18 protein-coding genes and 1 riboswitch are annotated in these 20,079 nt (G+C 72.9%); of the genes, 6 read left to right on the top strand and 12 right to left on the bottom strand.

Features of this window, described 5'->3' with window-relative positions; translation table 11 throughout:
* Positions 1-133 precede the first annotated feature (133 nt).
* Complete coding sequence (locus ACZ6KF_RS28765) at positions 134-1,996, top strand: AAA family ATPase (RefSeq protein WP_469176347.1); 1,863 nt, start codon at positions 134-136, stop codon at positions 1,994-1,996.
* Positions 1,997-2,138: 142 nt separating this feature from the next.
* On the opposite strand, the gene ACZ6KF_RS28760 is transcribed toward ACZ6KF_RS28765, so the two are convergent.
* From ACZ6KF_RS28760 to ACZ6KF_RS28720, 9 genes are all read right to left on the bottom strand, one after another.
* Positions 2,139-3,221: a hemolysin family protein gene (locus ACZ6KF_RS28760; RefSeq protein ID WP_469240993.1), complete on the bottom strand. Its 1,083-nt coding sequence runs from the start codon at positions 3,219-3,221 to the stop codon at positions 2,139-2,141.
* Positions 3,218-4,552: a hemolysin family protein gene (locus ACZ6KF_RS28755; RefSeq protein WP_469160126.1), complete on the bottom strand. Its 1,335-nt coding sequence runs from the start codon at positions 4,550-4,552 to the stop codon at positions 3,218-3,220. Before ACZ6KF_RS28755 ends, ACZ6KF_RS28760 begins: the two co-directional genes overlap by 4 nt.
* A 225-nt stretch (positions 4,553-4,777) precedes the next feature.
* The gene (locus ACZ6KF_RS28750; RefSeq protein ID WP_356635997.1) at positions 4,778-5,221 is read right to left on the bottom strand and encodes a PH domain-containing protein; all 444 of its coding nucleotides are present in this window, start codon (positions 5,219-5,221) and stop codon (positions 4,778-4,780) included.
* A 14-nt stretch (positions 5,222-5,235) separates the two neighbouring features.
* A complete protein-coding gene (gene hisG / locus ACZ6KF_RS28745) occupies positions 5,236-6,084 on the bottom strand; it encodes an ATP phosphoribosyltransferase (RefSeq protein WP_356635999.1) in 849 nt (282 codons plus the stop codon).
* Positions 6,085-6,131: 47 nt separating this feature from the next.
* Positions 6,132-6,404 (bottom strand): phosphoribosyl-ATP diphosphatase, encoded by a 273-nt coding sequence (locus ACZ6KF_RS28740; RefSeq protein WP_055636932.1) that lies wholly within the window; start codon positions 6,402-6,404, stop codon positions 6,132-6,134.
* Between the two features lie 34 nt (positions 6,405-6,438).
* Positions 6,439-6,924, bottom strand: coding sequence for a 6,7-dimethyl-8-ribityllumazine synthase (gene ribH / locus ACZ6KF_RS28735; RefSeq protein ID WP_356636001.1), 486 nt, complete (start codon positions 6,922-6,924; stop codon positions 6,439-6,441).
* A 44-nt stretch (positions 6,925-6,968) separates the two neighbouring features.
* The gene (locus tag ACZ6KF_RS28730) at positions 6,969-8,258 is read right to left on the bottom strand and encodes a bifunctional 3,4-dihydroxy-2-butanone-4-phosphate synthase/GTP cyclohydrolase II (protein ID WP_356636003.1); all 1,290 of its coding nucleotides are present in this window, start codon (positions 8,256-8,258) and stop codon (positions 6,969-6,971) included.
* The gene (locus ACZ6KF_RS28725; RefSeq protein WP_356636005.1) at positions 8,255-8,896 is read right to left on the bottom strand and encodes a nicotinamide mononucleotide transporter family protein; all 642 of its coding nucleotides are present in this window, start codon (positions 8,894-8,896) and stop codon (positions 8,255-8,257) included. Before ACZ6KF_RS28725 ends, ACZ6KF_RS28730 begins: the two co-directional genes overlap by 4 nt.
* Positions 8,893-9,495 (bottom strand): riboflavin synthase, encoded by a 603-nt coding sequence (locus tag ACZ6KF_RS28720; protein ID WP_469240990.1) that lies wholly within the window; start codon positions 9,493-9,495, stop codon positions 8,893-8,895. Before ACZ6KF_RS28720 ends, ACZ6KF_RS28725 begins: the two co-directional genes overlap by 4 nt.
* Positions 9,496-9,639: 144 nt before the next feature.
* A riboswitch (FMN riboswitch) is annotated at positions 9,640-9,770 on the bottom strand.
* 161 nt (positions 9,771-9,931) lie between these two features.
* Here ACZ6KF_RS28720 and ACZ6KF_RS28715 point away from each other — a divergent pair.
* The 3 genes from ACZ6KF_RS28715 to ACZ6KF_RS28705 all read left to right on the top strand — a co-directional run bounded on the left by ACZ6KF_RS28715 (position 9,932) and on the right by ACZ6KF_RS28705 (position 14,090).
* Positions 9,932-12,265, top strand: a complete 2,334-nt coding sequence (locus ACZ6KF_RS28715; RefSeq protein ID WP_469240988.1) for a chitinase C-terminal domain-containing protein — start codon at positions 9,932-9,934, stop codon at positions 12,263-12,265.
* 95 nt (positions 12,266-12,360) lie between these two features.
* Positions 12,361-13,332, top strand: a complete 972-nt coding sequence (locus ACZ6KF_RS28710; protein ID WP_469240986.1) for an RNA polymerase sigma-70 factor — start codon at positions 12,361-12,363, stop codon at positions 13,330-13,332.
* Positions 13,333-13,337: 5 nt separating this feature from the next.
* On the top strand, positions 13,338-14,090 hold the full coding sequence (locus ACZ6KF_RS28705; protein WP_469160133.1) for an SDR family oxidoreductase: 753 nt from the start codon (positions 13,338-13,340) through the stop codon (positions 14,088-14,090).
* A gap of 354 nt (positions 14,091-14,444) precedes the next feature.
* On the opposite strand, the gene ACZ6KF_RS28700 is transcribed toward ACZ6KF_RS28705, so the two are convergent.
* On the bottom strand, positions 14,445-15,632 hold the full coding sequence (locus ACZ6KF_RS28700) for an ROK family transcriptional regulator (RefSeq protein ID WP_356636015.1): 1,188 nt from the start codon (positions 15,630-15,632) through the stop codon (positions 14,445-14,447).
* Positions 15,633-15,783: 151 nt separating this feature from the next.
* Between ACZ6KF_RS28700 and ACZ6KF_RS28695 the strand changes: the two genes are divergently transcribed.
* On the top strand, positions 15,784-16,995 hold the full coding sequence (locus ACZ6KF_RS28695) for an MFS transporter (protein ID WP_469240984.1): 1,212 nt from the start codon (positions 15,784-15,786) through the stop codon (positions 16,993-16,995).
* Here the strand turns inward: ACZ6KF_RS28695 and ACZ6KF_RS28690 are convergent.
* Positions 16,955-17,413, bottom strand: a complete 459-nt coding sequence (locus ACZ6KF_RS28690) for an acyl-CoA thioesterase (RefSeq protein WP_356636019.1) — start codon at positions 17,411-17,413, stop codon at positions 16,955-16,957. The two genes, ACZ6KF_RS28695 and ACZ6KF_RS28690, sit on opposite strands and share 41 nt — an antisense overlap.
* A 246-nt stretch (positions 17,414-17,659) precedes the next feature.
* On the opposite strand from ACZ6KF_RS28690, the gene ACZ6KF_RS28685 reads away from it, so the two are divergent.
* The gene (locus tag ACZ6KF_RS28685) at positions 17,660-18,397 is read left to right on the top strand and encodes a DUF5995 family protein (protein ID WP_469160136.1); all 738 of its coding nucleotides are present in this window, start codon (positions 17,660-17,662) and stop codon (positions 18,395-18,397) included.
* On the opposite strand, the gene ACZ6KF_RS28680 is transcribed toward ACZ6KF_RS28685, so the two are convergent.
* A complete protein-coding gene (locus ACZ6KF_RS28680) occupies positions 18,358-20,055 on the bottom strand; it encodes a flavin monoamine oxidase family protein (RefSeq protein WP_469160137.1) in 1,698 nt (565 codons plus the stop codon). The genes ACZ6KF_RS28685 and ACZ6KF_RS28680 overlap by 40 nt on opposite strands.
* Positions 20,056-20,079 lie beyond the last annotated feature (24 nt).

Raw genomic sequence — 20,079 nt, 5'->3', positions numbered from 1 at the left:
TCGGTGCGACCTACGGACGCAGCTCTGCGCACTGCGGGCAACTCCCGCCCGCGGAACGGCGGTTCGACCAAGTCGGCCGACGGGCGACAGCCCGGCGGCGAACCAGCGGGGGCACGGTTTGTGGGGGGACGGAATGGACTTCGGCACCCAGGGCCCCGAGGCCCCGGCCGACCTGGCCTGGCTGCGCGGCGTGGACGCGTACACCATGGGCGCGTATCCGCAGGCGGAGGAGGAGTTCCGGACGGCGGTACGGCTGGATCCCGGGATGGCCGACGGCTGGCTCGGGCTGCACGCGCTGCGCGTGGACACGACGACGGCGCTGCTGCGGATGTTCCGGCACCGCGACCGCTTCGGGGAACAGCGGGCCCGGCACCGGCGCTCGCTCAACTCCTGGTACTGGCTGGGCTGGTGGGTGCAGCCGGTGCTGGAGAGCCCGCGCGATCTGCTGCTGGCGCACGCCTCGCACTGGCTGGACGGCCGCCATGTCCCCGAGCTGGACCGGGCCCTCGCCGGACTGCCGCCGGTCGACGCGGACCAGCAGGTGCGGTTCCTGCACGCGTGCCGAGCCTATCTGGTCAAGGACTGGGAGCAACTGGTACGGCACACCGATCCACTGCTCGACGATCCGCTGCTCGGCATCGAGGCGGGGCTGTTCGGGGGGATGGCCCGGGTCCGGCTGGAGATGTACGGGCAGGCGGAGCCGCTGCTGTCGGCGGCGCTGATGCGGTGCCGCAGCGAGCAGCCGCAGCGCAAGGAGCTGCGTTACTGGCTGGCCCGCGCCCACGAGGGGACCGGCCGCTCGGCGGCGGCGCTCCCGCTGTACCGGGCGGTGCACCGCGTCGACCCCGCGTTCATGGACACCTCGGCCCGGCTGGCGGCGATCGCCGAGGGCGACGGGTACGACGACTCGGCCGACCTCGCCCCGATCACGCTCACCGGCGCCGGGCAGGACACCGTGGACGGCCCCGACGCGCTCGACCCGTTGTTCGGCATCGAGGGCCGGGACCTGCGACCGACCGACCCGGCGCCGCCGCCTGCCGGTCCCCCGCCGGCCGCCGCCGACCCGGCGGTGCGCGCCAAGTCCGGGCCCGCACAGCCGCTGCCGACCGGCCCCACCGACCCGGGGTTACTGGAGGAGGCGCTCGCCGAGCTGGAGCGCATGGTGGGGCTGGAGCCGGTGAAACGCCAGGTCAAGGCGTTGTCGGCACAGCTGAACATGGCGCGGCTGCGGGCCGGGCAGGGCCTGCCGGTGCAGCCGCCGAAACGGCACTTCGTCTTCTCCGGCCCGTCCGGCACCGGCAAGACCACGGTGGCCCGCATCCTGGGCCGCGTCTTCTACGCGCTGGGACTGCTCGGCGGCGACCACCTCGTGGAGGCACAGCGCGCTGACCTGGTCGGCGAGTATCTGGGCCAGACCGCGGTGAAGGCCAACGAGCTGATCGACTCCGCGCTGGGCGGGGTGCTCTTCGTCGACGAGGCGTACTCCCTGTCCAACTCCGGCTACGGCAAGGGCGACGCGTACGGCGACGAGGCGCTGCAGGTGCTGCTGAAGCGGGCCGAGGACAACCGCGACCACCTCGTGGTGATCCTCGCCGGCTACCCCGAGGGCATGGACCGCCTCCTCGCCGCCAACCCCGGTCTGTCCTCCCGTTTCACCACCCGCGTCGACTTCCCGTCGTACCGCCCCCTGGAACTGACCCGCATCGGCGAGGTGCTGGCGGCCGAGAACGGCGACTTGTGGGACGAGGAGTCCCTGGAGGAGCTGCGCTCGATCGCGGGGCACGTGGTGGACCAGGGCTGGATCGACGAACTGGGCAACGGCCGCTTCCTGCGCACCCTGTACGAGAAGAGCTGCGCCTATCGCGACCTGCGGCTGTCGGCCTACCCGGGCGCCCTGTCCCGCGAGGACCTGGCCACCCTCCGCCTCCCCGACCTCATGCAGGCCTACGGCGAGGTCCTCTCGGGCCGGAGCCCGCACGACCCGTCGTCGCTCTGACGTCCCCGGACCCGGTTCCTGCGACCGCACGCCGTCCCGGCCCGCCGCACTCCACCGCCGCGGCCCGGGGAGCCGACGGCGGCGGGCCCTCCCCCCGCGGTGACCCGCACCGCCCAGGAGGAACCCGCCGCCCGGGTCCCGCTCAGCCCGCCAGCGCCTCCTCGCTCGCGCGAGGGCCCGACAGGGTCGGGGCCGGCGCCGACGGGTGGTGATGGGCGGGGTCGTGGACCTCGCCCACCAGGAGTTCCAGTACGTCCTCCAGGGCGACCAGGCCCAGCACCCGGCCCGAGGCATCGGCCACCTGCGCCAGGTGGGCGCCGGCGCGGCGCATCACCGTCAGGGCGTCGTCCAGGGGGAGTTCCGCGCGCAGGGTGGTCATGGGACGCCACAGGTGCTGGGGGACGGCACGGTCGGAGTCCTCCAGGTCCAGGACGTCCTTGACGTGCAGATAGCCCATGAAGGCGCCGGCGCCCGCGGCGACCGGGAAGCGGGAGTACCCGGTGCGGGCGGTCAGCTCGACGATCCGGGCCGGGGTGACCGACGGGGCGACCGTCACCAGGGACTCCCGCCGCAGGAGCACGTCCGTCACCGGGCGGGAGCCCAGTTCCAGGGCGTCCTCCAGGCGTTCGGCCTCCTCCGGGTCGAGCAGGCCGGCCTGGCCGGAGTCCTCCACCAGCCGGTTGAGCTGCTCGCTGGTGAAGACGGCCTCGACCTCGTCCTTGGGTTCGACGCGGAACAGGCGCAGCACGCCCTGCGCGCACGCCCCGAGGGCGACCGTGATCGGCCGGCACAGGCGTGCGAAGGCGACCAGGCCGGGGCTGAGCCAGAGCGCGGCCTTCTCCGGCGCCGCCATCGCCAGGTTCTTCGGGACCATCTCGCCGATGACGAGGTGGAAGAAGACGACGGTGGCGAGCGCGATGACGTAGCCCAGCGGGTGGATCATCGCGTGCGGCAGATGGACGAAGGCGAAGACCGGTTCCAGCAGGTGCGCCACCGTCGGCTCGGCGACCGCGCCGAGCGTCAGCGAGCAGACGGTGATGCCGAACTGGGCGGCGGCCATCATCTGCGGCAGGTGCTCCAGGCCGTGCAGGACCTGGCGGGCCCGGGCCGTGCCGAGCGGTTCGATCTGGCTGCGGCGCACCGACACCAGCGCGAACTCGGCGCCGACGAAGAAGCCGTTGGCGAGCACCAGCAGGGCCGCGAACAGCAGTTGGAGCAGGGTCATCGCACGGCCTCCACGACGGCCGGGGCGTCGGCGGTGCGGATCAGGCGCACGCGCTCGGCGCGGTAGTGCCCCACCCGGCGCACGGCCAGCCGCCAGCCCGGCAGCTCGGCCCGGTCGCCCACGGCGGGGATCCGGCCGAGCAGGTCGGCGACCAGGCCGGCCACCGTCTCGTAGGGGCCCTCGGGCACGTCGAGGCCGATGCCGCGCAGCAGGTCGACCCGGCAGCTTCCGTCGGCGTCCCAGGCGGGCCGGCCGTCCTCGGGCGGAGCGGCGGCGAGCTCGGGCAGGTCCTGCCCGTCGTGCTCGTCGCGGACCTCGCCGACGATCTCCTCGACGATGTCCTCCAGGGTGACGACCCCGGCCGTGCCGCCGTACTCGTCGACCACGACCGCGATCGGCTGTTCGCTGCGCAGCCGGGCCAGCAGCGGTCGGACCGGCAGCGTCTCGGGGACGAGCAGCGCCGGGCGGGCGATCCGGCCGACGGGGGTGCGCAGCCGTTCGGACGCGGGCACCGCGAGGGCGTCCTTGAGGTGGACCATGCCGACGATTTCGTCGATCCGCTCCCGGTAGACGGGGAAGCGGGACAGGCCGGTCGCCCGGGTCAGGTTGACGACGTCCTCGGCGGTGGCCGAGGACTGCAGCGCGCTCACCCTCACGCGCGGCGTCATGACGTGCTGCGCGGTCAGGTCGGCGAGCGACAGGGTCCGCACGAACAGGTCGGCGGTGTCCTGTTCCAGGGCGCCGGCCCGTGCGGAGTGCCGGGCCAGGGAGACGAGTTCGCCGGGGGTGCGGGCCGAGGCCAGTTCCTCGGTCGGCTCGACGCCCATCGCGCGCACCAGCCGGTTGGCGACGGCGTTCAGCCCGGCGATGACCGGCCGGAACACCCGGGCGAAGGCGTGCTGCGGGCCGGCGACGAAGCGCGCGACCTGGAGCGGCCGGGACACCGCCCAGTTCTTCGGCACCAGTTCGCCGACGACCATCTGCACGGCGGAGGCCGCGAGCATGCCGACGGCCACGGACACGCCGGGCACCGCGCCCCCGGGCAGCCCGGCGGCGGTGAGCGGGCCGTCGAGCAGCTGGGCGAGGGCCGGTTCGGCGAGCATGCCGACGACGAGGGAGGTGAGGGTGATGCCGAGCTGGGTGCCGGAGAGCTGGAAGGACAGCTCCCTCAGCGACGCGACGACCCGGAGCGCGCGCCGGTCGCCCTCGGCGGCGGCGCGTTCGGCGTCGGGGCGGTCCACCGTCACGAGGCCGAACTCGGCCGCTACGAAGAAGCCGTTGGCGAGGATGAGCAGGAAAGCGGCTGCCAGGAGCAGCAGGGGGATGGTCATGTCGCCGCCGCCTCCGCCCGGTCGCGGACCGGTTCCGCGCTATGTCGGCAGGGGGCGGCGCAGGTACTGCAGGACGATCCGTCCATCGCCGGAGGGGGTCACTCCTCTGGTAGCAGGAACCCCTGCGCGCCGGGCGGCGACGACAGGGGCGGAGGCGTCACCGGAACGCCTCCGCCACCAGATTAATCAAGACATGGGCGACTGTGGCAGGGTGAACGGCCTCGGTCAGCCCGGATGTTGCGCCGTCCGGGCCTCGACCAGCGCCCGCAGGGCGCCGGCGTCGGCGATGGCCTGCTGCTTGTCGATGCCGGGCTGGATGCCGATGGCGGCCAGGCTGCTGCCGTCGCTGAGGTCGAGGAACACCCAGGGGTCGCCGACCCGCAGATGCACCTGGACGATTTCCGCCCACGCGAGCCTGCGGGTGCTCGCGAAGTTGACGACGGTGACGCCGGACTCCTCGGCGACCACCTTGGGGCGGGCCAGCACCAGCGCCACCGCGGCCAGCAGGGCGCCGGTGAGGATGAAGCTGAGCCGCTCGGCGGGGCTGAGGGTGGGCAGCAGCAGCGCGATCAGCGCGACCGTGAGGAAGATCGCCACGGCGGCGGCGACCAGCACGGCCCGGGTGCGGGCCGGCCGGAAGGTGACGGGGAGGGTGATCGGGTCGGACATCGGTGCGGCGCCCTTCAGAGCCGGCAGGCGTGGATGGCCGTGGTCAGGATGGCCCGCGCGCCGATGGCGTACAGGTCGTCCATGATCCGCTGGGCGTCCTTGGCGGGCACCATGGCGCGGACGGCTACCCAGCCCTCGTTGTGCAGCGGCGAGATGGTCGGCGACTCCAGACCCGGGGTGAGGGCCACGGCCTTCTCCAGCTGCTCGACCCGGCAGTCGTAGTCCATCATCACGTACGTCCGGGCGACCAGGACGCCCTGGAGGCGCCGCAGGAACTGCTGCACCTTGGGCTCGTCGGCCTCCGCGCCGACCCGGCGGATCACGACCGCCTCGGACTTCATGATCGGCTCGCCGATGACCTCCAGCCCGGCGTTGCGCAGCGAGGTGCCGGTCTCCACGACATCCGCGATGACCTCGGCGACGCCCAGCTCGATGGCCGTCTCGACGGCGCCGTCGAGGTGGACGACGGAGGCGTCGATGCCGTGGTCGGCGAGGTGCCCCGCCACGATGCCCTCGTAGGAGGTGGCGACCGTCATGCCGTTCAGGTCCTCGACGCCGTTCGCGGTGCCGGGCTTGGTGGCGTAGCGGAAGGTGGAGCGGGCGAAGCCGAGGGGGAGGATCTCCTCGGCGTTGGCGCCGGAGTCGATCAGCAGGTCGCGGCCGGTGATGCCGATGTCGAGGCGGCCGGCGGAGACGTAGATCGCGATGTCGCGGGGGCGGAGGTAGAAGAACTCGACCTCGTTGTCCGGGTCGACGATGCGCAGTTCCTTGGACTCGCGGCGCTGCTGGTAGCCGGCCTCATGCAGCATGTCCGCCGCAGGGCCGGAGAGTGAACCCTTGTTGGGGACGGCGATGCGCAGCATGAGGTCGGCTTCCTTCGTGTGAGGGGGCGGGTTTCGCGGGCTTCGGTTCACAGGTGGGCGTAGACGTCGTCCAGGGAGATCCCGCGGGCGACCATCATCACCTGGACGTGGTACAGCAGCTGGGAGATCTCCTCGGCCGCCGCCTCCTTGCCCTCGTACTCGGCGGCCATCCAGACCTCGGCGGCCTCTTCGACGACCTTCTTGCCGATGGCGTGGACGCCCTTGCCGACCAGTTCTGCGGTGCGGGAAGTGGCGGGGTCGCCGGTGGCGGCCTTCTGCTGGAGCTCGGCGAAGAGCTCCTCGAACGTCTTCTTGGACATGGTGTCCCTCACCCTACGCGCTACCGGGCGCCGCTCAGCGCCAGGGTTCGGATACTGAACGCAGGGTGGCCGCGGTGGCGACCGCGGCGGTGACGGCCTCGTGCCCCTTGTCCTCGCTGGAGCCCTCGATGCCGGCCCGGTCCAGGGCCTGTTCCTCGGTGTCGCAGGTCAGCACGCCGAAGCCGACGGGGACACCGGTGTCGACGCTGACCTGGGCGAGGCCCTGGGTGACGCCCTGGCAGACGTAGTCGAAGTGCGGGGTGCCGCCGCGGATGACGACGCCGAGGGCGACGATCGCGTCGTAGCCCCGGCCGGCCAGGACCTTGGCGACGACCGGGAGCTCCCAGCTGCCGGGGACCCGCAGCAGGGTCGGCTCGTCGATGCCGAGGTCGTGCAGGGCGCGCAGGGCGCCGTCCACCAGTCCGTCCATCACCTTTTCGTGCCACTGCGCCGCGATGACGGCGACCCGCAGGTCGCCGACGTTGCGTACGGACAGTTCCGGTGCGCCCTTGCCGCTCACGTTCTCGTCTCTCCTCGGTGCTGCCGGCCTGTCGGCCGGTCGGCCTACTGGTTGCCGCAGGTGGACACGGCGGGCGTGTCCAGCCAGGGCAGGTCGTGTCCCATCCGGTCGCGCTTGGTGCGCAGGTAGTGGAGGTTGTGCTCGCCCGCGGTCACGGGCATCGGCTCGCGTGCGGTGACCCGCAGGCCGTGGCGGGCGAGCGCGTCGGTCTTCTCGGGGTTGTTGGTCATCAGGCGGAGGCTGCGCACGCCGAGGTCGGCCAGGATCTGCGCGCCGGCGCCGTAGTCGCGGGCGTCGGCGGGCAGGCCCAGTTCCAGGTTGGCGTCCAGGGTGTCCCGGCCGCGCTCCTGGAGCTCGTAGGCGCGCAGCTTGGACAGCAGTCCGATGCCGCGGCCCTCGTGTCCGCGCAGGTAGACGACGACGCCCCGGCCCTCTTGCCGGATGCGTTCGAGCGAGGCGTCGAGCTGGGGGCCGCAGTCGCAGCGGGCGGAGCCGAAGACGTCGCCGGTGAGGCATTCGGAGTGGACGCGGACGAGGACGTCCTCGCCGTCGCCGATCCCGCCGTGCACCAGGGCGACGTGCTCGACGCCGTCGACGGTGGAGCGGTAGCCGTACGCCGTGAAGGTGCCGTGCGCGGTCGGCAGGTGCACCTCGGCCTCGCGGCGGACGGTGGGCTCGGCGGAGCGGCGGTAGGCGACCAGGTCCTCGATGGAGATGATCGTCAGCCCGTGCTTGCGGGCGAACGGGATCAGCTCGGGCAGGCGCAGCATGCTGCCGTCCTCGCCGGCGATCTCCACGATGGCGCCGGCCGGGCGCAGTCCCGCGAGGCGGGCGAGGTCGACGGCGGCCTCCGTGTGGCCGTTGCGGGCGAGGACGCCGCCGGGCCGGGCGCGCAGCGGGAAGATGTGGCCTGGGCGGACCAGGTCGCCCGGTTCGGCGGCGCCGCTCGCCAGGAGGCGGAGGGTGGTGGCGCGGTCGGCGGCGGAGATGCCGGTGGTGACGCCGTGCGCGGGCGAGGCGTCCACGGAGACGGTGAACGCCGTCTTCATGGACTCGGTGTTGTCGTCGACCATCTGCGGCAGCCGGAGCCGGTCGAGTTCGTCGCCCTCCATGGGGGCGCAGATCAGGCCGCGGCACTCGCTCATCATGAAGGCGACGATCTCGGGGGTGGCCTTCTCGGCGGCGATGACGAGGTCGCCCTCGTTCTCGCGGTCCTCGTCGTCGACGACCACGACGGGGCGGCCGGCCGCGATGTCGGCGACCGCCTGCTCGACGGGGTCGAGGACGAGGGCTTCGGGACCGTCGGTGGGGTACAGGGTGTGTGCCGCCGTCATGCCGGCGCTCCTTCCGGGACGGGCCGGCCGGTCCGGCGCGAGCGCAGCCACCAGTCGCGCAGGCCCCACAGGACGAGCGCGCCGTAGATGACGTAGACGAAGCCGGAGAAGGCGTAGCCGTTGGCGAAGTTGAGCGGCACGCCGACGAGGTCGACGAGCAGCCAGGCGAACCAGAACTCGACCATGCCGCGGGCCTGCGCGTACATGGCGACGATGGTGCCGACGAAGATGTAGGCGTCCGGCCAGGGGTCCCAGGACAGGCTGGGGTAGGCCTTGAACAGCAGGGCGACGGCGACGGTTCCGGCCGCCGCGGCGGCGGTCATGGCCGCGCGCTCGGTCCAGGTGGCGAAGCGGACGGAGATCTGGCCGTCCTCGCCCCTGTCCTTGCCGCGGTTCCACTGCCACCAGCCGTAGAGCGCGACGGCCATCACCACGGCCTGCTTGCCGGCGCTGCCGGTGAGGTGGCCGAAGAACGCGCCGAAGAGGATCAGGCCGGCCAGGAACTGCACGGGCCAGGTCCACAGGGAGCGGCGCCAGCCGAGGGCGAGGGCGATCAGGCCGCATATGTTGCCGACCATGTCGGACCAGAGGATGCGCTGGTCGAGGAGGACGAAGGCCTCGTGGTTGAGCCAGTTCACTTGGCCGCCTCCCGACCGGCGAGCAGTCGCTCCACGTACTTGGCGACGATGTCGACCTCGAGGTTGACCGGGTCGCCGGGCTGCTTGAAGCCGAGCGTGGTCAGGGCGAGGGTGGTGGGGATGAGGCTGACGGTGAAGTGGTCGTCGCCGGCCTCCACGACGGTGAGGCTGATGCCGTCGACGGTGATGGAGCCCTTCTCGACGACGTAGCGGGCGAGGCCGGGAGGGAGGGAGATGCCGACGATCTCCCAGTGCTCGGAGGGCGTGCGCTCCAGGATCCGGCCGGTGCCGTCGACGTGGCCCTGGACGATGTGGCCGCCGAGGCGGGCGCCGACCGCGGTGGGGCGTTCGAGGTTGACGCGGGAGCCGACGACGAGGTCGCCGAGGCTGGAGCGCCGCAGGGTCTCGGCCATCACGTCGGCGGTGAACTCGTCGCCCTCGTGCTCGACGACGGTGAGGCAGACGCCGTTGACGGCGATGGAGTCGCCGTGTTTCGCGTCCTCGGTGACGACGGGGCCGCGCAGCCGGAAGCGACAGGCGTCGCCGAGGGACTCCACGGCGGTGACCTCGCCCAGCTCTTCGACGATTCCGGTGAACACTTCCCGGGTCCTCCTGCCTCTTCGGGCACGGACTCCGGGGCTGTCGGGAACGACAGAAAGACGGACGGGGACACCGGGGCGACGCCGGACACGGCCGCCCGAGAGGGCGGACCGGACAACGGCGGCGCGCACGAATGCCCGCCCGCGCGCACTGCCTCCCATCCGGACTTTAACCGTCGGTCCAGGAATTTCACCTGGTCAACCGGCCGCTGGAGGCGACCGGGTCGCGGACTGTAACCGCCGGTTCGGACTTTCACCGACCCCGGAGTGCGCTGCTTCTGGTACACGGCCAGTGTGCCACGTCCGGAAGTCGTCCATTGGGGCGATGCGTGTGGGGTGGCTCACAGAACGTGGCCGGCGGATTGGTCCATACCTATTGACGCACTGGTCTAGTCCTTTCTAGGGTCTGCGCAACTTCCGTGGAGAGGATCCGACTGTGCTGTCCCCCTCACGTCTCAGAACCAGACCCGCCCTGTTCGCCGCGGTCACCGCGGCCGCGGGCCTGGTGCTCGCCGCCCTTCCCGCCACCGTCTCGCACGCCGCCGACCAGGAGTCCTGTCGCCCCGACGGGCTGTACCGCACGCCCGGCGTCGACGTCCCCTACTGCTCGGTCTACGACTCGGCCGGCCGCGAGAAGATGGGCGCCGACCACCAGCGCCGGGTGATCGGCTACTTCACCGGCTGGCGCACCGGCAAGGACGGCAAGCCCGCCTACCTCGCCAAGGACATCCCGTGGGACAAGGTCACCCACATCAACTACGCCTTCGCGCACGTCGACTCGGCCAACAAGATTTCCGTCGGCGCGGACGGCCCGGCGAACCCGGCGACCGGGATGACCTGGCCGGGCGTGGCGGGCGCCGAGATGGACCCCGGGTTCGCGTACAAGGGCCACTTCAACCTGCTCGGCAAGTTCAAGAAGCAGCACCCGGACGTCAAGACGCTGATCTCGGTGGGCGGCTGGGCGGAGACCGGCGGCTACTTCGACGAGAGCGGCAAGCGCGTCGACTCCGGCGGCTTCTACTCCATGGCCACCAACGCGGACGGCTCGGTCAACCAGGCCGGCATCGAGACGTTCGCGAACTCGACGGTGGACTTCCTGCGCAAGTACGGCTTCAACGGCGTCGACATCGACTACGAGTACCCGACGACGATGAAGGACGCGGGCAACCCGCTCGACTGGTCCTTCGCCAACGCCCGCCGCGCCGGGCTGGTCAAGGGCTACGCGGCCCTGATGAAGACGCTGCGGGAGAAGCTCGACCGGGCGGGCGCGGCCGACGGCCGGCACTACATGCTGACGGTGGCGGCGCCCTCGTCCGGCTATCTGCTGCGCGGCATGGAGACCTTCCAGGTCCAGAAGTACCTGGACTACGTCAACATCATGTCGTACGACCTGCACGGCGCCTGGAACGAGTACGTCGGCCCGAATGCCTCGCTGTTCGACGACGGCAAGGACGCGGAGCTGGCGGCGGCGAACGTCTACGGCAGCCAGCAGTACGGCGGCATCGGCTACCTCAACACCGACTGGGCCTACCACTACTTCCGCGGGTCCATGCCGGCCGGCCGGATCAACATCGGCCTGCCGTACTACACGCGCGGCTTCAAGAACGTCACCGGCGGCACCGACGGGCTGTGGGGCAGGGCCGCCGCGACGACGTGCCCGGCGGGCTCGGGCCTGACCAAGTGCGGTGACGGCGCGGTCGGCATCGACAACCTGTGGCACGACCTGGACTCCAACGGCAAGGAGTCGCCCGCCGGCTCCAACCCGATGTGGCACGCGAAGAACCTGGAGAAGGGCGTCGTCGGAGACTACGTCACGGACTACGGCTTCCCGGCGGACACGAAGCTCACCGGCACGTACGCCCGCAAGTACGACTCCACGCTGGTCGCGCCCTGGCTGTGGAACGCGCAGAAGAAGGTGTTCCTGTCCACGGAGGACGAGCAGTCGGTGGCCGTCAAGGCGGACTACGTCGTGGACCGCGGCATCGGCGGCACGATGGTCTGGGAACTGGCGGGCGACTACGCGTGGAACGCCGCCAAGGGCCAGTACGAGCCCGGCTCCACGCTCACCTCGCTGATGTACGACAAGTTCAAGTCGGCGACGCCCTACGGCGCGAAGGTCTCCAACCGGGCGCTGCCCACGAAGGCCGTGAACATCGGCGTGGAGTTCGGCGAGTTCAAGCTCGGCGACTCCAACTACCCGATCACCCCGAAGGTGAAGATCACCAACAACACGAAGACGGCGCTGCCGGGCGGCACGGAGTTCCAGTTCGACTACTCCACGTCGGCCCCGGCCAACGCCTCCGACCAGTCGGGCTTCGGCACCAAGGTGATCAGCAGCGACCACACCGGCTCCAACGTCGGCGGTCTGAAGGGCGACTTCCACCGCGTCTCGCTGAAGCTGCCGTCCTGGCAGTCGCTGGCGCCCGGCGCCTCGGTGGAGCTGTCCTTCAACTACTACCTGCCGGTGTCCACCCCCTGGAACTGGACGGTGAACATCGCGGGCACGACGTACGCCCTGGCCGGGGACCTGGCGCGCGGCACCACGCTGGTGGAGCCGGGCTCCGGCACGAGCCCCTCGCCGGACCCGACGGGTCCCACCCCGACGCCCGGCGCCTGCACCGCGCCGGCATGGAACGCGACCTCGGCGTACGGCGGCGGTACTCAGGTGTCCCACAAGGGGCACTCGTGGAAGGCCAAGTGGTGGACGCAGGGCGAGGAGCCCGGCACCACCGGCGAATGGGGGGTCTGGCAGGACCTCGGCGCCTGCTGACCCCGTTGAGACCGGCCCGGCGGCGGTGACGAAGGCCCTTGCCCGCCGCCGGGTCGCCCCATGGCCGCCCCGCGGGCTCTGGCAGGGTGAGGGCCATGACGAGGGACCACGCCGAGGTGTTCGAGAGCCACCGGCCACGCCTGTTCGGGCTGGCCTACCGGATGCTGGGCTCCGCCCACGAGGCGGAGGACATCGTCCAGGACGCGTATCTGCGGTTCAGCGGCGCCGGGCCGGCTCGGATCGAGCGGCCCGGCGCCTGGCTCGCCAAGACCGTCACCCGCCTGTGCCTGAACCGGCTGACCTCGGCCCGGGTCAGGCGCGAGAGCTATGTCGGGACCTGGCTGCCGGAGCCGGTGATCACCTCCGACGGCACGCTCGGGCCCATGGACTCGGCGGAGCAGCGGGACGCCGTGTCGCTGGCGATGCTGGTCCTGCTGGAGCGGCTCACGCCCACCGAACGGGCGGTCTATGTGCTGCGCGAGGCGTTCGGGTACGGATACCGGGAGATCGCCGGCGTGCTCGGGCTGGGCGAGGCGAACTGCCGGCAGCTGTACCGACGGGCGGTGGCGCGGGTCGAAGCCGAGGAGAGCCGCTTCGACGCCGCGCCCCGGCGCCAGGAGGAACTGGTCGTCTCGTTCGTCGCGGCGGCCCGCGAGGGGGCGCTGGCCGAGCTGGAGAAGCTGCTCGCCGACGACGTGACCTGGTGGTCCGACGGCGGCGGCCGGGTCACCGCCGCGCTGCGGCCGATCGTGGGGCGCGAGAAGGTGCTCCGCTTCCTGGCCGGCGTCGCCCGCGGGGCGGACGCCTGGGACGTCGACACGGCGGAGGTCAACGGCCGTCCCGCGCTGGTCGTCCGGACGGACGGCACGGTGGCGAACGTGGTGACCCTCGACGTGCGCGACGGGCTGATCACCGACCTGCGCGATGTGAGGAACCCGGACAAGCTGGACTTCGTACGGCGTCAGCTCGCGCGGACGCAGGTGACTGTCACATCGAGCGGGGCTGCTCGGTCCGAGCTGACGAGAGGCGTTCCGGAACGGAGCGCGCACGGCGTCCGAAGGGACTGAAGCGCATGACCACGATCCTGGTGACCGGCGGTACCGGAACCCTGGGCCGGCTCGTCGTACAGCGGCTGCGGGCGGACGGGCACGAGGTGCGGGTGCTCAGCAGGCGCGCCCAGCCGTACGCCGTCGACCTGCGCCAGGGCGGCGGTGCGCTGGACGCGGCCGTCGAGGGCGCCGGCACGATCGTGCACTGCGCCAGCTCGCCGCGCGGCGGCGACGAGGAGGCGGCCGGGCATCTGATCGCGGCGGCGCGGCGGGCGGGGGTGGGCCATCTGGTCTACATCTCGATCGTCGGCGTCGACCGGGTCCCGTTCGGCTACTACGAGTCCAAGCTGGCCGTGGAGCGGCTGATCGAGGAGTCGGGGCTGGGCTGGACGGTGCTGCGGGCGACGCAGTTCCACGACCTGCTGGCCCGCCTGTTCCAGGGGCTGTCGAAGGCGCCCCTCATGCCGGTGCCGGCCGGGGTGAGCGACCAGCCCGTGGAGGCGGCCGAGGTGGCGGGCCGCCTGGCCGAGCTGGCGGCGGGGCGGCCCGCCGGGCGCGTCGAGGACATGGGTGGCCCGGAGATCCGCACGCTGGAGTCGCTGGCCCGCTCCTACCTGCGGGCCACGGGCAGGCGCCGGCGCCTGGTGAACATGCCGCTGTGGGGCCGCGCCTACGGCGCTTTCCGGGCCGGCGGTCATCTGACGCCGGAACGGGCGGTGGGGAAGGGGACGTTCGAGGAGTATCTGGCGGGGCGGTTCGGGGGGAACGGGGGCTGAGGGAGGGAGCGGCGGGGCGGCGCCGGGGGGTGCGCCGGCGGTCGCTGCCGGAGGCTCCGAGAGTGCGCCGGCGGTCGCTGCCCGGCGCCCTGTGGCCGCGAGGGCGCGTCGGCGCCCCGCGGCTCGGGTGCCGAGGTGGCCGTCCGGGGTGCCGGAGGGGGCGGAGGCTCGGGGACCGCCCCCCGCGGCTCGGCCGGGCCGGGAGGCGCTCCACGCCCCCGCCGCCGGGGGCGGCGACCGGTACCGCCCCGGCGGGCCCGGGATCCGTGAGCGTCGCCCCGAGGTCCGGCGCCGTGCGGCACGCTGGCCCCAGCCACAAGGCACACACCCGAGGCCCGGTGCCGTGCGGCACGCTCACCGCCCCGGCGGTGCGAACAGCTCGTCCTGGGCCGTGTCGCGGGCCGTCAGCAGCGCCCCCCGCAGGACCGCCCCGCCGCCGAGCACGCCCGCCCGCACCGAGGTCGGCAGCGGCGACATGCGGTGGACGCGTGCCGCGACCCGCTGCGCGAGGGCGTCGCCGCCGGCCTGGCCCACCTCGCCGCCGAGGACCACGCACCCGGGGTCCAGCACCGCGACCACCGAGGCGACGCCGATGGCGAGCCGGTCGGCGAGGGCGTCGAGGAAGCGGGCGGCGGGGCCGAAGTCCCGGGCCGCCGCCTCCCGTACGACGGCCGCGGCCGGCGGCTCGGACCCGGCCGGCGTCCCGGTCAGGCCGTACTCCCCGGCGAGGCGGGCGATGGCCGCGGAGCCCGCCAGCGAGTGGAAGCCGCCCTCGCAGTCCGTCGCCGACGGCAGCCCCGTCGTCCCCGGCACCGGCAGGAAGCCAATCTCGCCGGTGCCGCCGGACGCCCCGCGGCGCAGGGCGCCGTCCAGGACGACGGCCGCGCCCGTGCCGTGGCCGAGCCACAGCAGGACGAACGTGTCCCGGTCCCCCGCCGCCCCGTCCCGCTGCTCGGCCAGGGCGGCGAGGTTGGTCTCGTTCTCGACGATGACGCGGGCCTCGGGCAGCCGTTCCTGGAGGGCCGCGACGAACCGGCGGTGCCAGGCGGGCAGGCCGGTGGTGTCCCGCAGTTCCCCGGTGGCCGGGTCGATGAGGCCGGGCGCGCCGATCCCGACGGTGTGCAGCCGGTCCGCGCCCGCCTCCTTGGCCGTCCGCTCGACCAGCGCGACCGCCCGCTCCACCGCCGGCCCGGTCCCGGCGTCGGTCACGATCGGCGCGGACGCCTCCGCGAGCACCCGCCCGACCAGGTCGGAGACGGCCACGGAGACGCCGTCCGTGCGCACGTCGAGCGCGGCGAGGTGGGCCCGGTCGGCGACGATGCCGTAGAGCTTGGCGTTGGGCCCCCGGCGCTGCTCGCCCGCCTCGCCGACGACGGCGATCAGCCCGGAGGCGGTGAGGCGCTCGACGAGGTCGGCGACGCTGGGCCGGGACAGTCCGGTCAGCTGCTTCAGCTGGCCCGCCGTCAGCGGGCCCTCCTGCTGCAACAGGCGCAGGGCGAGCCGGTCGTTGATGGCCCGGGCGGTGCTCGGGGATGCGGGCATGCCGGGATCCTCCCAGATCGGCGGGGCTGCGCGGGGCCCCGGCGGCAGATAATCCACTATTTATCAGGCAGGGTGCCTGATAGTTTACGCCACGGACAGAGACGCGGAGCAGTCGCACAGCGGGTGACACGACAGCGGAGGGAACCCCACCATGGCCGAAGTGGTCTACCAGCAACGCGAGGTGAGGCGCGCCCGGTACGCCGTGGCCGCCGTCTTCGCCGTGCACGGCGCCGTCACCGGCTCGTTCGCCACGCGTGTGCCGTGGATCCAGGACCACGCCGGGGTGAGCGCCGGCCAGCTGGGGCTGGCGCTGGCCTTCCCGGCGCTCGGCGCGTCCCTGGCGATGCCGCTCGCGGGCGGGATCACCCACCGGTTCGGGGCCCGACCGGCTCTGCGCGGGCTGCTCGCGCTGTGGACGCTGGCCCTGATCCTGCCGTCCCTCTCCCCCGGGCTGCTCACCCTGTGTCTGTCCCTGTTCGTCTTCGGCGCCACCGCGGGCATGGCCGACGTCGCGATGAACGCGCTCGGTGTGGACGTGGAGAACCGTCTCGGCCGGTCGATCATGTCCGGGCTGCACGGCATGTGGAGCGCGGGTGCGCTGATCGGCTCGGCGGGCGGCACCCTCGCCGCCCACCTGGGCGCGGACGCCCGGCTGCACCACGCGCTCGCCGCCGGGATGCTGACCGTGCTCGGCCTGGTGGCCTGCGCCTGGGTGCTGGACCTCCAGCCGGCCGAGGACGAGGAGGCTCCGCCCCGGTTCGCGCTGCCGCCCCGGTCGGCCCTGCTGATCGGCGCCATCGGATTCTGCGCGGTGTTCGCGGAGGGCGCCAGCCTGGACTGGTCGGCCATCTACCTGGAGGACGAGCTGGGCAGCTCGGCCGGGGTCGCGGCGGCCTGCACCACCGGGTTCACGCTCACCATGGCGATCGCCCGGATCGCGGGCGACCGGGTGGTGGACCGCTTCGGCTCGGTGCGCACGGTCCGCGTCAGCGGTGTCCTGGCCGCCTGCGGCGGTCTGCTGATCGTCCTCGCGGACCATCCGGCGGTGGCGATGACCGGCTTCGCCCTGATGGGCCTCGGCATCGCGGTCGTGGTCCCGCTGTGCTTCGCGGCGGCGGGCCGCACCGGCACCAACGCCAGCCAGGCCATCGCCGGCGTCGCCACCATCACCTACACCTCGGGCCTGGTCGCGCCGAGCGCCATCGGCACGCTCGCGCAGGCGACCAGCCTGGTGGTGTCCTTCGGCCTGGTGACGTTCCTGTCCTGCGGCCTGGTCGGCTTCGCGGGCGTGCTGCGCTCCGGCGACCGCGACCGCCCGAAGATCAGTCCGCCGAGCGAAGCAGTTCCCGGCCCACGCTCCTGAACCGCTCGCTCCACGGCGCCGGCCGCAGCGTCCCCGGGTCCAGCCGGACCAGGACCCGGGCGCCGTGCGCGTAGGTCGCCGACCCGTCCTCGGAGCAGAACCGGAAGCCGTACGTCAGCCCGGTCGTGCCGAGCCGCTCCAGCCACAGGTGGACGGCGTACCGGCCCGGCCGGGTCACCGGCGCCTCGTAGGTGATCCGCAGTTCCTTGACCGCGTTGCAGGCGTCCCCGGCGGCGGCCCAGTCGCCCTCGAAGCGCAGCCCGTGCTCCTGCCACAGCGCGGTCCAGGCCCGCTCCACCATCAGCGGGTAGCGGGCGTTGTGCAGGAGTCCGAGCGCGTCGAGGTCGTCGAAGTGGACGGTGACGGGCACCAGCCGGCCGTACGGCGGGGCGGGAGCGGTCGGGGCTTCGGCGGTCACGGGCGGGACTCCTGGGTCGGACGAGATGGATGGCGGCTGCACCGATCGGCGGCCGCCCTCATCCTAAGCAGCCGCTCACGTGCACGAACGCGGCCCCGTCGGCTCAACCGGCCGGCTCATGGGCGTACGACGGACTGCACGTCCCCGCCGGTCCCCCGGCCGCCGTCGGACGCCTCGGGTCCCCCGTTCCGGGGAAGCGTCGGCCCATCGACGCCCGGGCCGGCCCACGGCTGGGACCCTGCCCCCATGACGCAGTGGGAAGAGTTCGCCACAGGTGTGGACGCGGTCGTCCGCCGGATGCGCGCGCTGGACGCGGCCCTGCCCGCGCGGGACGGCGTCGCGGTCTTCAACCGCGTCCGTCTCGCGGTCGCCGAGGCCGTCGACCGGCGCCTGCGGGCGGGCGCCTTCGCCGACGCGCGGGCCGCGGTCACGCTGGACGTGCGGTTCGCCGAGCGCTATCTGGCGGCGGTGGACGCGGCCGGCGAGGGGCGCCGGCCGCCCGCCTGCTGGCGCCCGCTGTTCCAGTTCCGCCGTCATCCGGGCGTACGGCCCCTGCAGTTCGCGCTCGCCGGGCTCAACGCCCACGTCGGGCACGACCTGGCGCTCGCCGTGGTGGACTCCTGCCGGGCGCTGGAGTGCGGGCCGACGGAACTGGAGGACGAGTTCGACCAGGTGGGCGATCTCCTGGTGACGCTGGAGGAGCGCGTCCGGGAGGAGCTGACGCCGGGGCCCGATCTGCTCCGGATCGCCGATCCGCTCGCCCATCTGCTGGGCGCGTGGAGCCTGGAGCGGGCCCGGGACGCCGCCTGGGCGGCGGCCCGGGCCCTGTGGACGCTGCGCCGGACGCCCGACGTCGCCGGGGAGTTCGCCGAGCGGCTGGACGCGACGGTGGGCTTCGCGGGGCGCCTGATGCTCACTCCGCTGCCCGGCGAGCCGAACGGCTCTCAGTCCTCCGGCAGTTCGACCGGGGCGATCTCGTCGTAGACGTCGCCGGGGCCCGGGTTGGACGGGTCGGTGGCGCCGCCGAAGTGGTGCATGACGCCCCAGACGGCGTTGAGCGCGGTCTGCACGGCGCCCTCGGCCCAGCCGGCCGTCCAGGAGATGTCGTCGCCGGCGAGGAAGATGCCGCGCTTGTCCTCGGGCAGCCGGTCCTGCATGAAGTGGGTGAACAGGCGCCGCTGGTACCGGTAGTGCCCCGGCAGGTTGGCCTTGAACGCGCCCATGAAGTAGGGCTCGTTCTCCCAGGAGACGGTCACCGGGTTGCCGATGACGTGCTTCCTGATGTCGACCTTCGGATAGATCTCGCCGAGCGACTTGAGCATGACCTCCATCCGCTCGTTCGCGGACAGCGGCAGCCACTTCAGGCTGTCGTCGCACCAGGTGTAGGACAGGCAGATCACGGCGGGCCGGTCCGGCCCGTTGTCGAGGAGGTAGGTGCCGCGGGTCATGCGGTCGGTGAGCGTCATCGACATGACGTCCCGCCCCGTCTCCTCGTCCTTGTCCAGCCAGAACGGCCTGTCCACGGGGACGAAGAGCTTGCTGGACTCCATGTAGTGGGTGCGCTCGATGGCGGTCCAGTGATCGATCGGGAAGAGCGAGTCGTCGCAGTCGATCTTGGACAGCAGCATCCAGGACTGGGCGGTGAAGATCGCCGCCCGGTAGGTGCGGATGTCGCCGTTCGCGTCGGTGACGGTGATGCGGTTGCCCGCTGTGCGGTGGAGGCGGGTCACCGCCGGGCGGGGCTCGCCGCCCTCGTGCAGGGTGGCCAGCGAGGTGCCGTAGGGCCAGTGGACGATCTTCTCCGGCGTGCGTTCCCACAGGCGCAGCGGCAGCTGCTGGGAGCCGCCGACGATGCCGCGGTGGTGGTCGTCGGCCTCGGTGTAGACGACCCGCAGGATCTCCAGGATGGAGTTCGGGAAGTCGGTGTCCCAGCCGCCGGTGCCGAAGCCGACCTGGCCGAAGATCTCGCGGTGGCGGAAGGACCTGAATGCCTCGGAGTCGCAGAGGAAGCCGTAGAAGGTCTGGTTGTCGAGCTTCTCCACGAGCCGCGACCAGATCTCGCGGATGCGCGGCACGTCGCGCTCGCGCAGGGCGCGGTTCATGTCGGAGAAGTCGGCGCCCTCTTCGAGGCACCTGCCCCACGCCTCGGCGACGTCCCGGTACACCTGCGGCAGGTCGTCGATCGTCTCGGCGTAGTGCGACTCGCCCTTCAGGTCGACGACGGTCGACGGCGTCGCCTCCGCCAGCGGGTTGGGGAACGGACGGGTTTCGAGGCCCACCAGGTCGATGTAGTGCTGGAGGGCCGTGGAGGACGGCGGGAAGCGCATCGCGCCCATCTCGGCGGTCAGTTCCGGGTCGCAGCCCTCGAAGCCGACCGTGCGCAGCCGGCCGCCGATCCGGTCGGCCTCGTAGACGACGGGCTTGAGGCCCATCTTCATCAGCTCGTACGCGGCGACGATGCCGGACAGGCCGCCGCCGACGACCGCGACCTCGGCGCCGTGCTCGGTCGCGGGGATCTGGCCGAGGCCCGCCGGGTGGGCGAGGAAGTCGTCGTACGCGTACGGGAAGTCCGGGCCGAACATGGTGATCGGCGGCTGCTGCTCGTCGGTGTGCTCGACGGCGTTGGGCACCGTGGACGTCATGGGGTGCGGACTCCTTGCGCGAAA

It is taken from the genome of Streptomyces sp. NPDC046379 (assembly GCF_055587785.1).
This window is presented reverse-complemented; position numbering and strand designations above follow the sequence as displayed.

Bases quoted from the DNA above. Each gene is read 5' to 3' on its own strand.
- ACZ6KF_RS28765 (WP_469176347.1), top strand. From the start codon at position 134: ATGGACTTCGGCACCCAGGGCCCCGAGGCCCCGGCCGACCTGGCCTGG.
- ACZ6KF_RS28760 (WP_469240993.1), bottom strand. From the start codon at position 3,221: ATGACCCTGCTCCAACTGCTGTTCGCGGCCCTGCTGGTGCTCGCCAAC.
- ACZ6KF_RS28755 (WP_469160126.1), bottom strand. From the start codon at position 4,552: ATGACCATCCCCCTGCTGCTCCTGGCAGCCGCTTTCCTGCTCATCCTC.
- ACZ6KF_RS28750 (WP_356635997.1), bottom strand. From the start codon at position 5,221: ATGTCCGACCCGATCACCCTCCCCGTCACCTTCCGGCCGGCCCGCACC.
- hisG (WP_356635999.1), bottom strand. From the start codon at position 6,084: ATGCTGCGCATCGCCGTCCCCAACAAGGGTTCACTCTCCGGCCCTGCG.
- ACZ6KF_RS28740 (WP_055636932.1), bottom strand. From the start codon at position 6,404: ATGTCCAAGAAGACGTTCGAGGAGCTCTTCGCCGAGCTCCAGCAGAAG.
- ACZ6KF_RS28730 (WP_356636003.1), bottom strand. From the start codon at position 8,258: ATGACGGCGGCACACACCCTGTACCCCACCGACGGTCCCGAAGCCCTC.
- ACZ6KF_RS28710 (WP_469240986.1), top strand. From the start codon at position 12,361: ATGACGAGGGACCACGCCGAGGTGTTCGAGAGCCACCGGCCACGCCTG.
- ACZ6KF_RS28705 (WP_469160133.1), top strand. From the start codon at position 13,338: ATGACCACGATCCTGGTGACCGGCGGTACCGGAACCCTGGGCCGGCTC.
- ACZ6KF_RS28700 (WP_356636015.1), bottom strand. From the start codon at position 15,632: ATGCCCGCATCCCCGAGCACCGCCCGGGCCATCAACGACCGGCTCGCC.
- ACZ6KF_RS28695 (WP_469240984.1), top strand. From the start codon at position 15,784: ATGGCCGAAGTGGTCTACCAGCAACGCGAGGTGAGGCGCGCCCGGTAC.
- ACZ6KF_RS28685 (WP_469160136.1), top strand. From the start codon at position 17,660: ATGACGCAGTGGGAAGAGTTCGCCACAGGTGTGGACGCGGTCGTCCGC.
- ACZ6KF_RS28680 (WP_469160137.1), bottom strand. From the start codon at position 20,055: ATGACGTCCACGGTGCCCAACGCCGTCGAGCACACCGACGAGCAGCAG.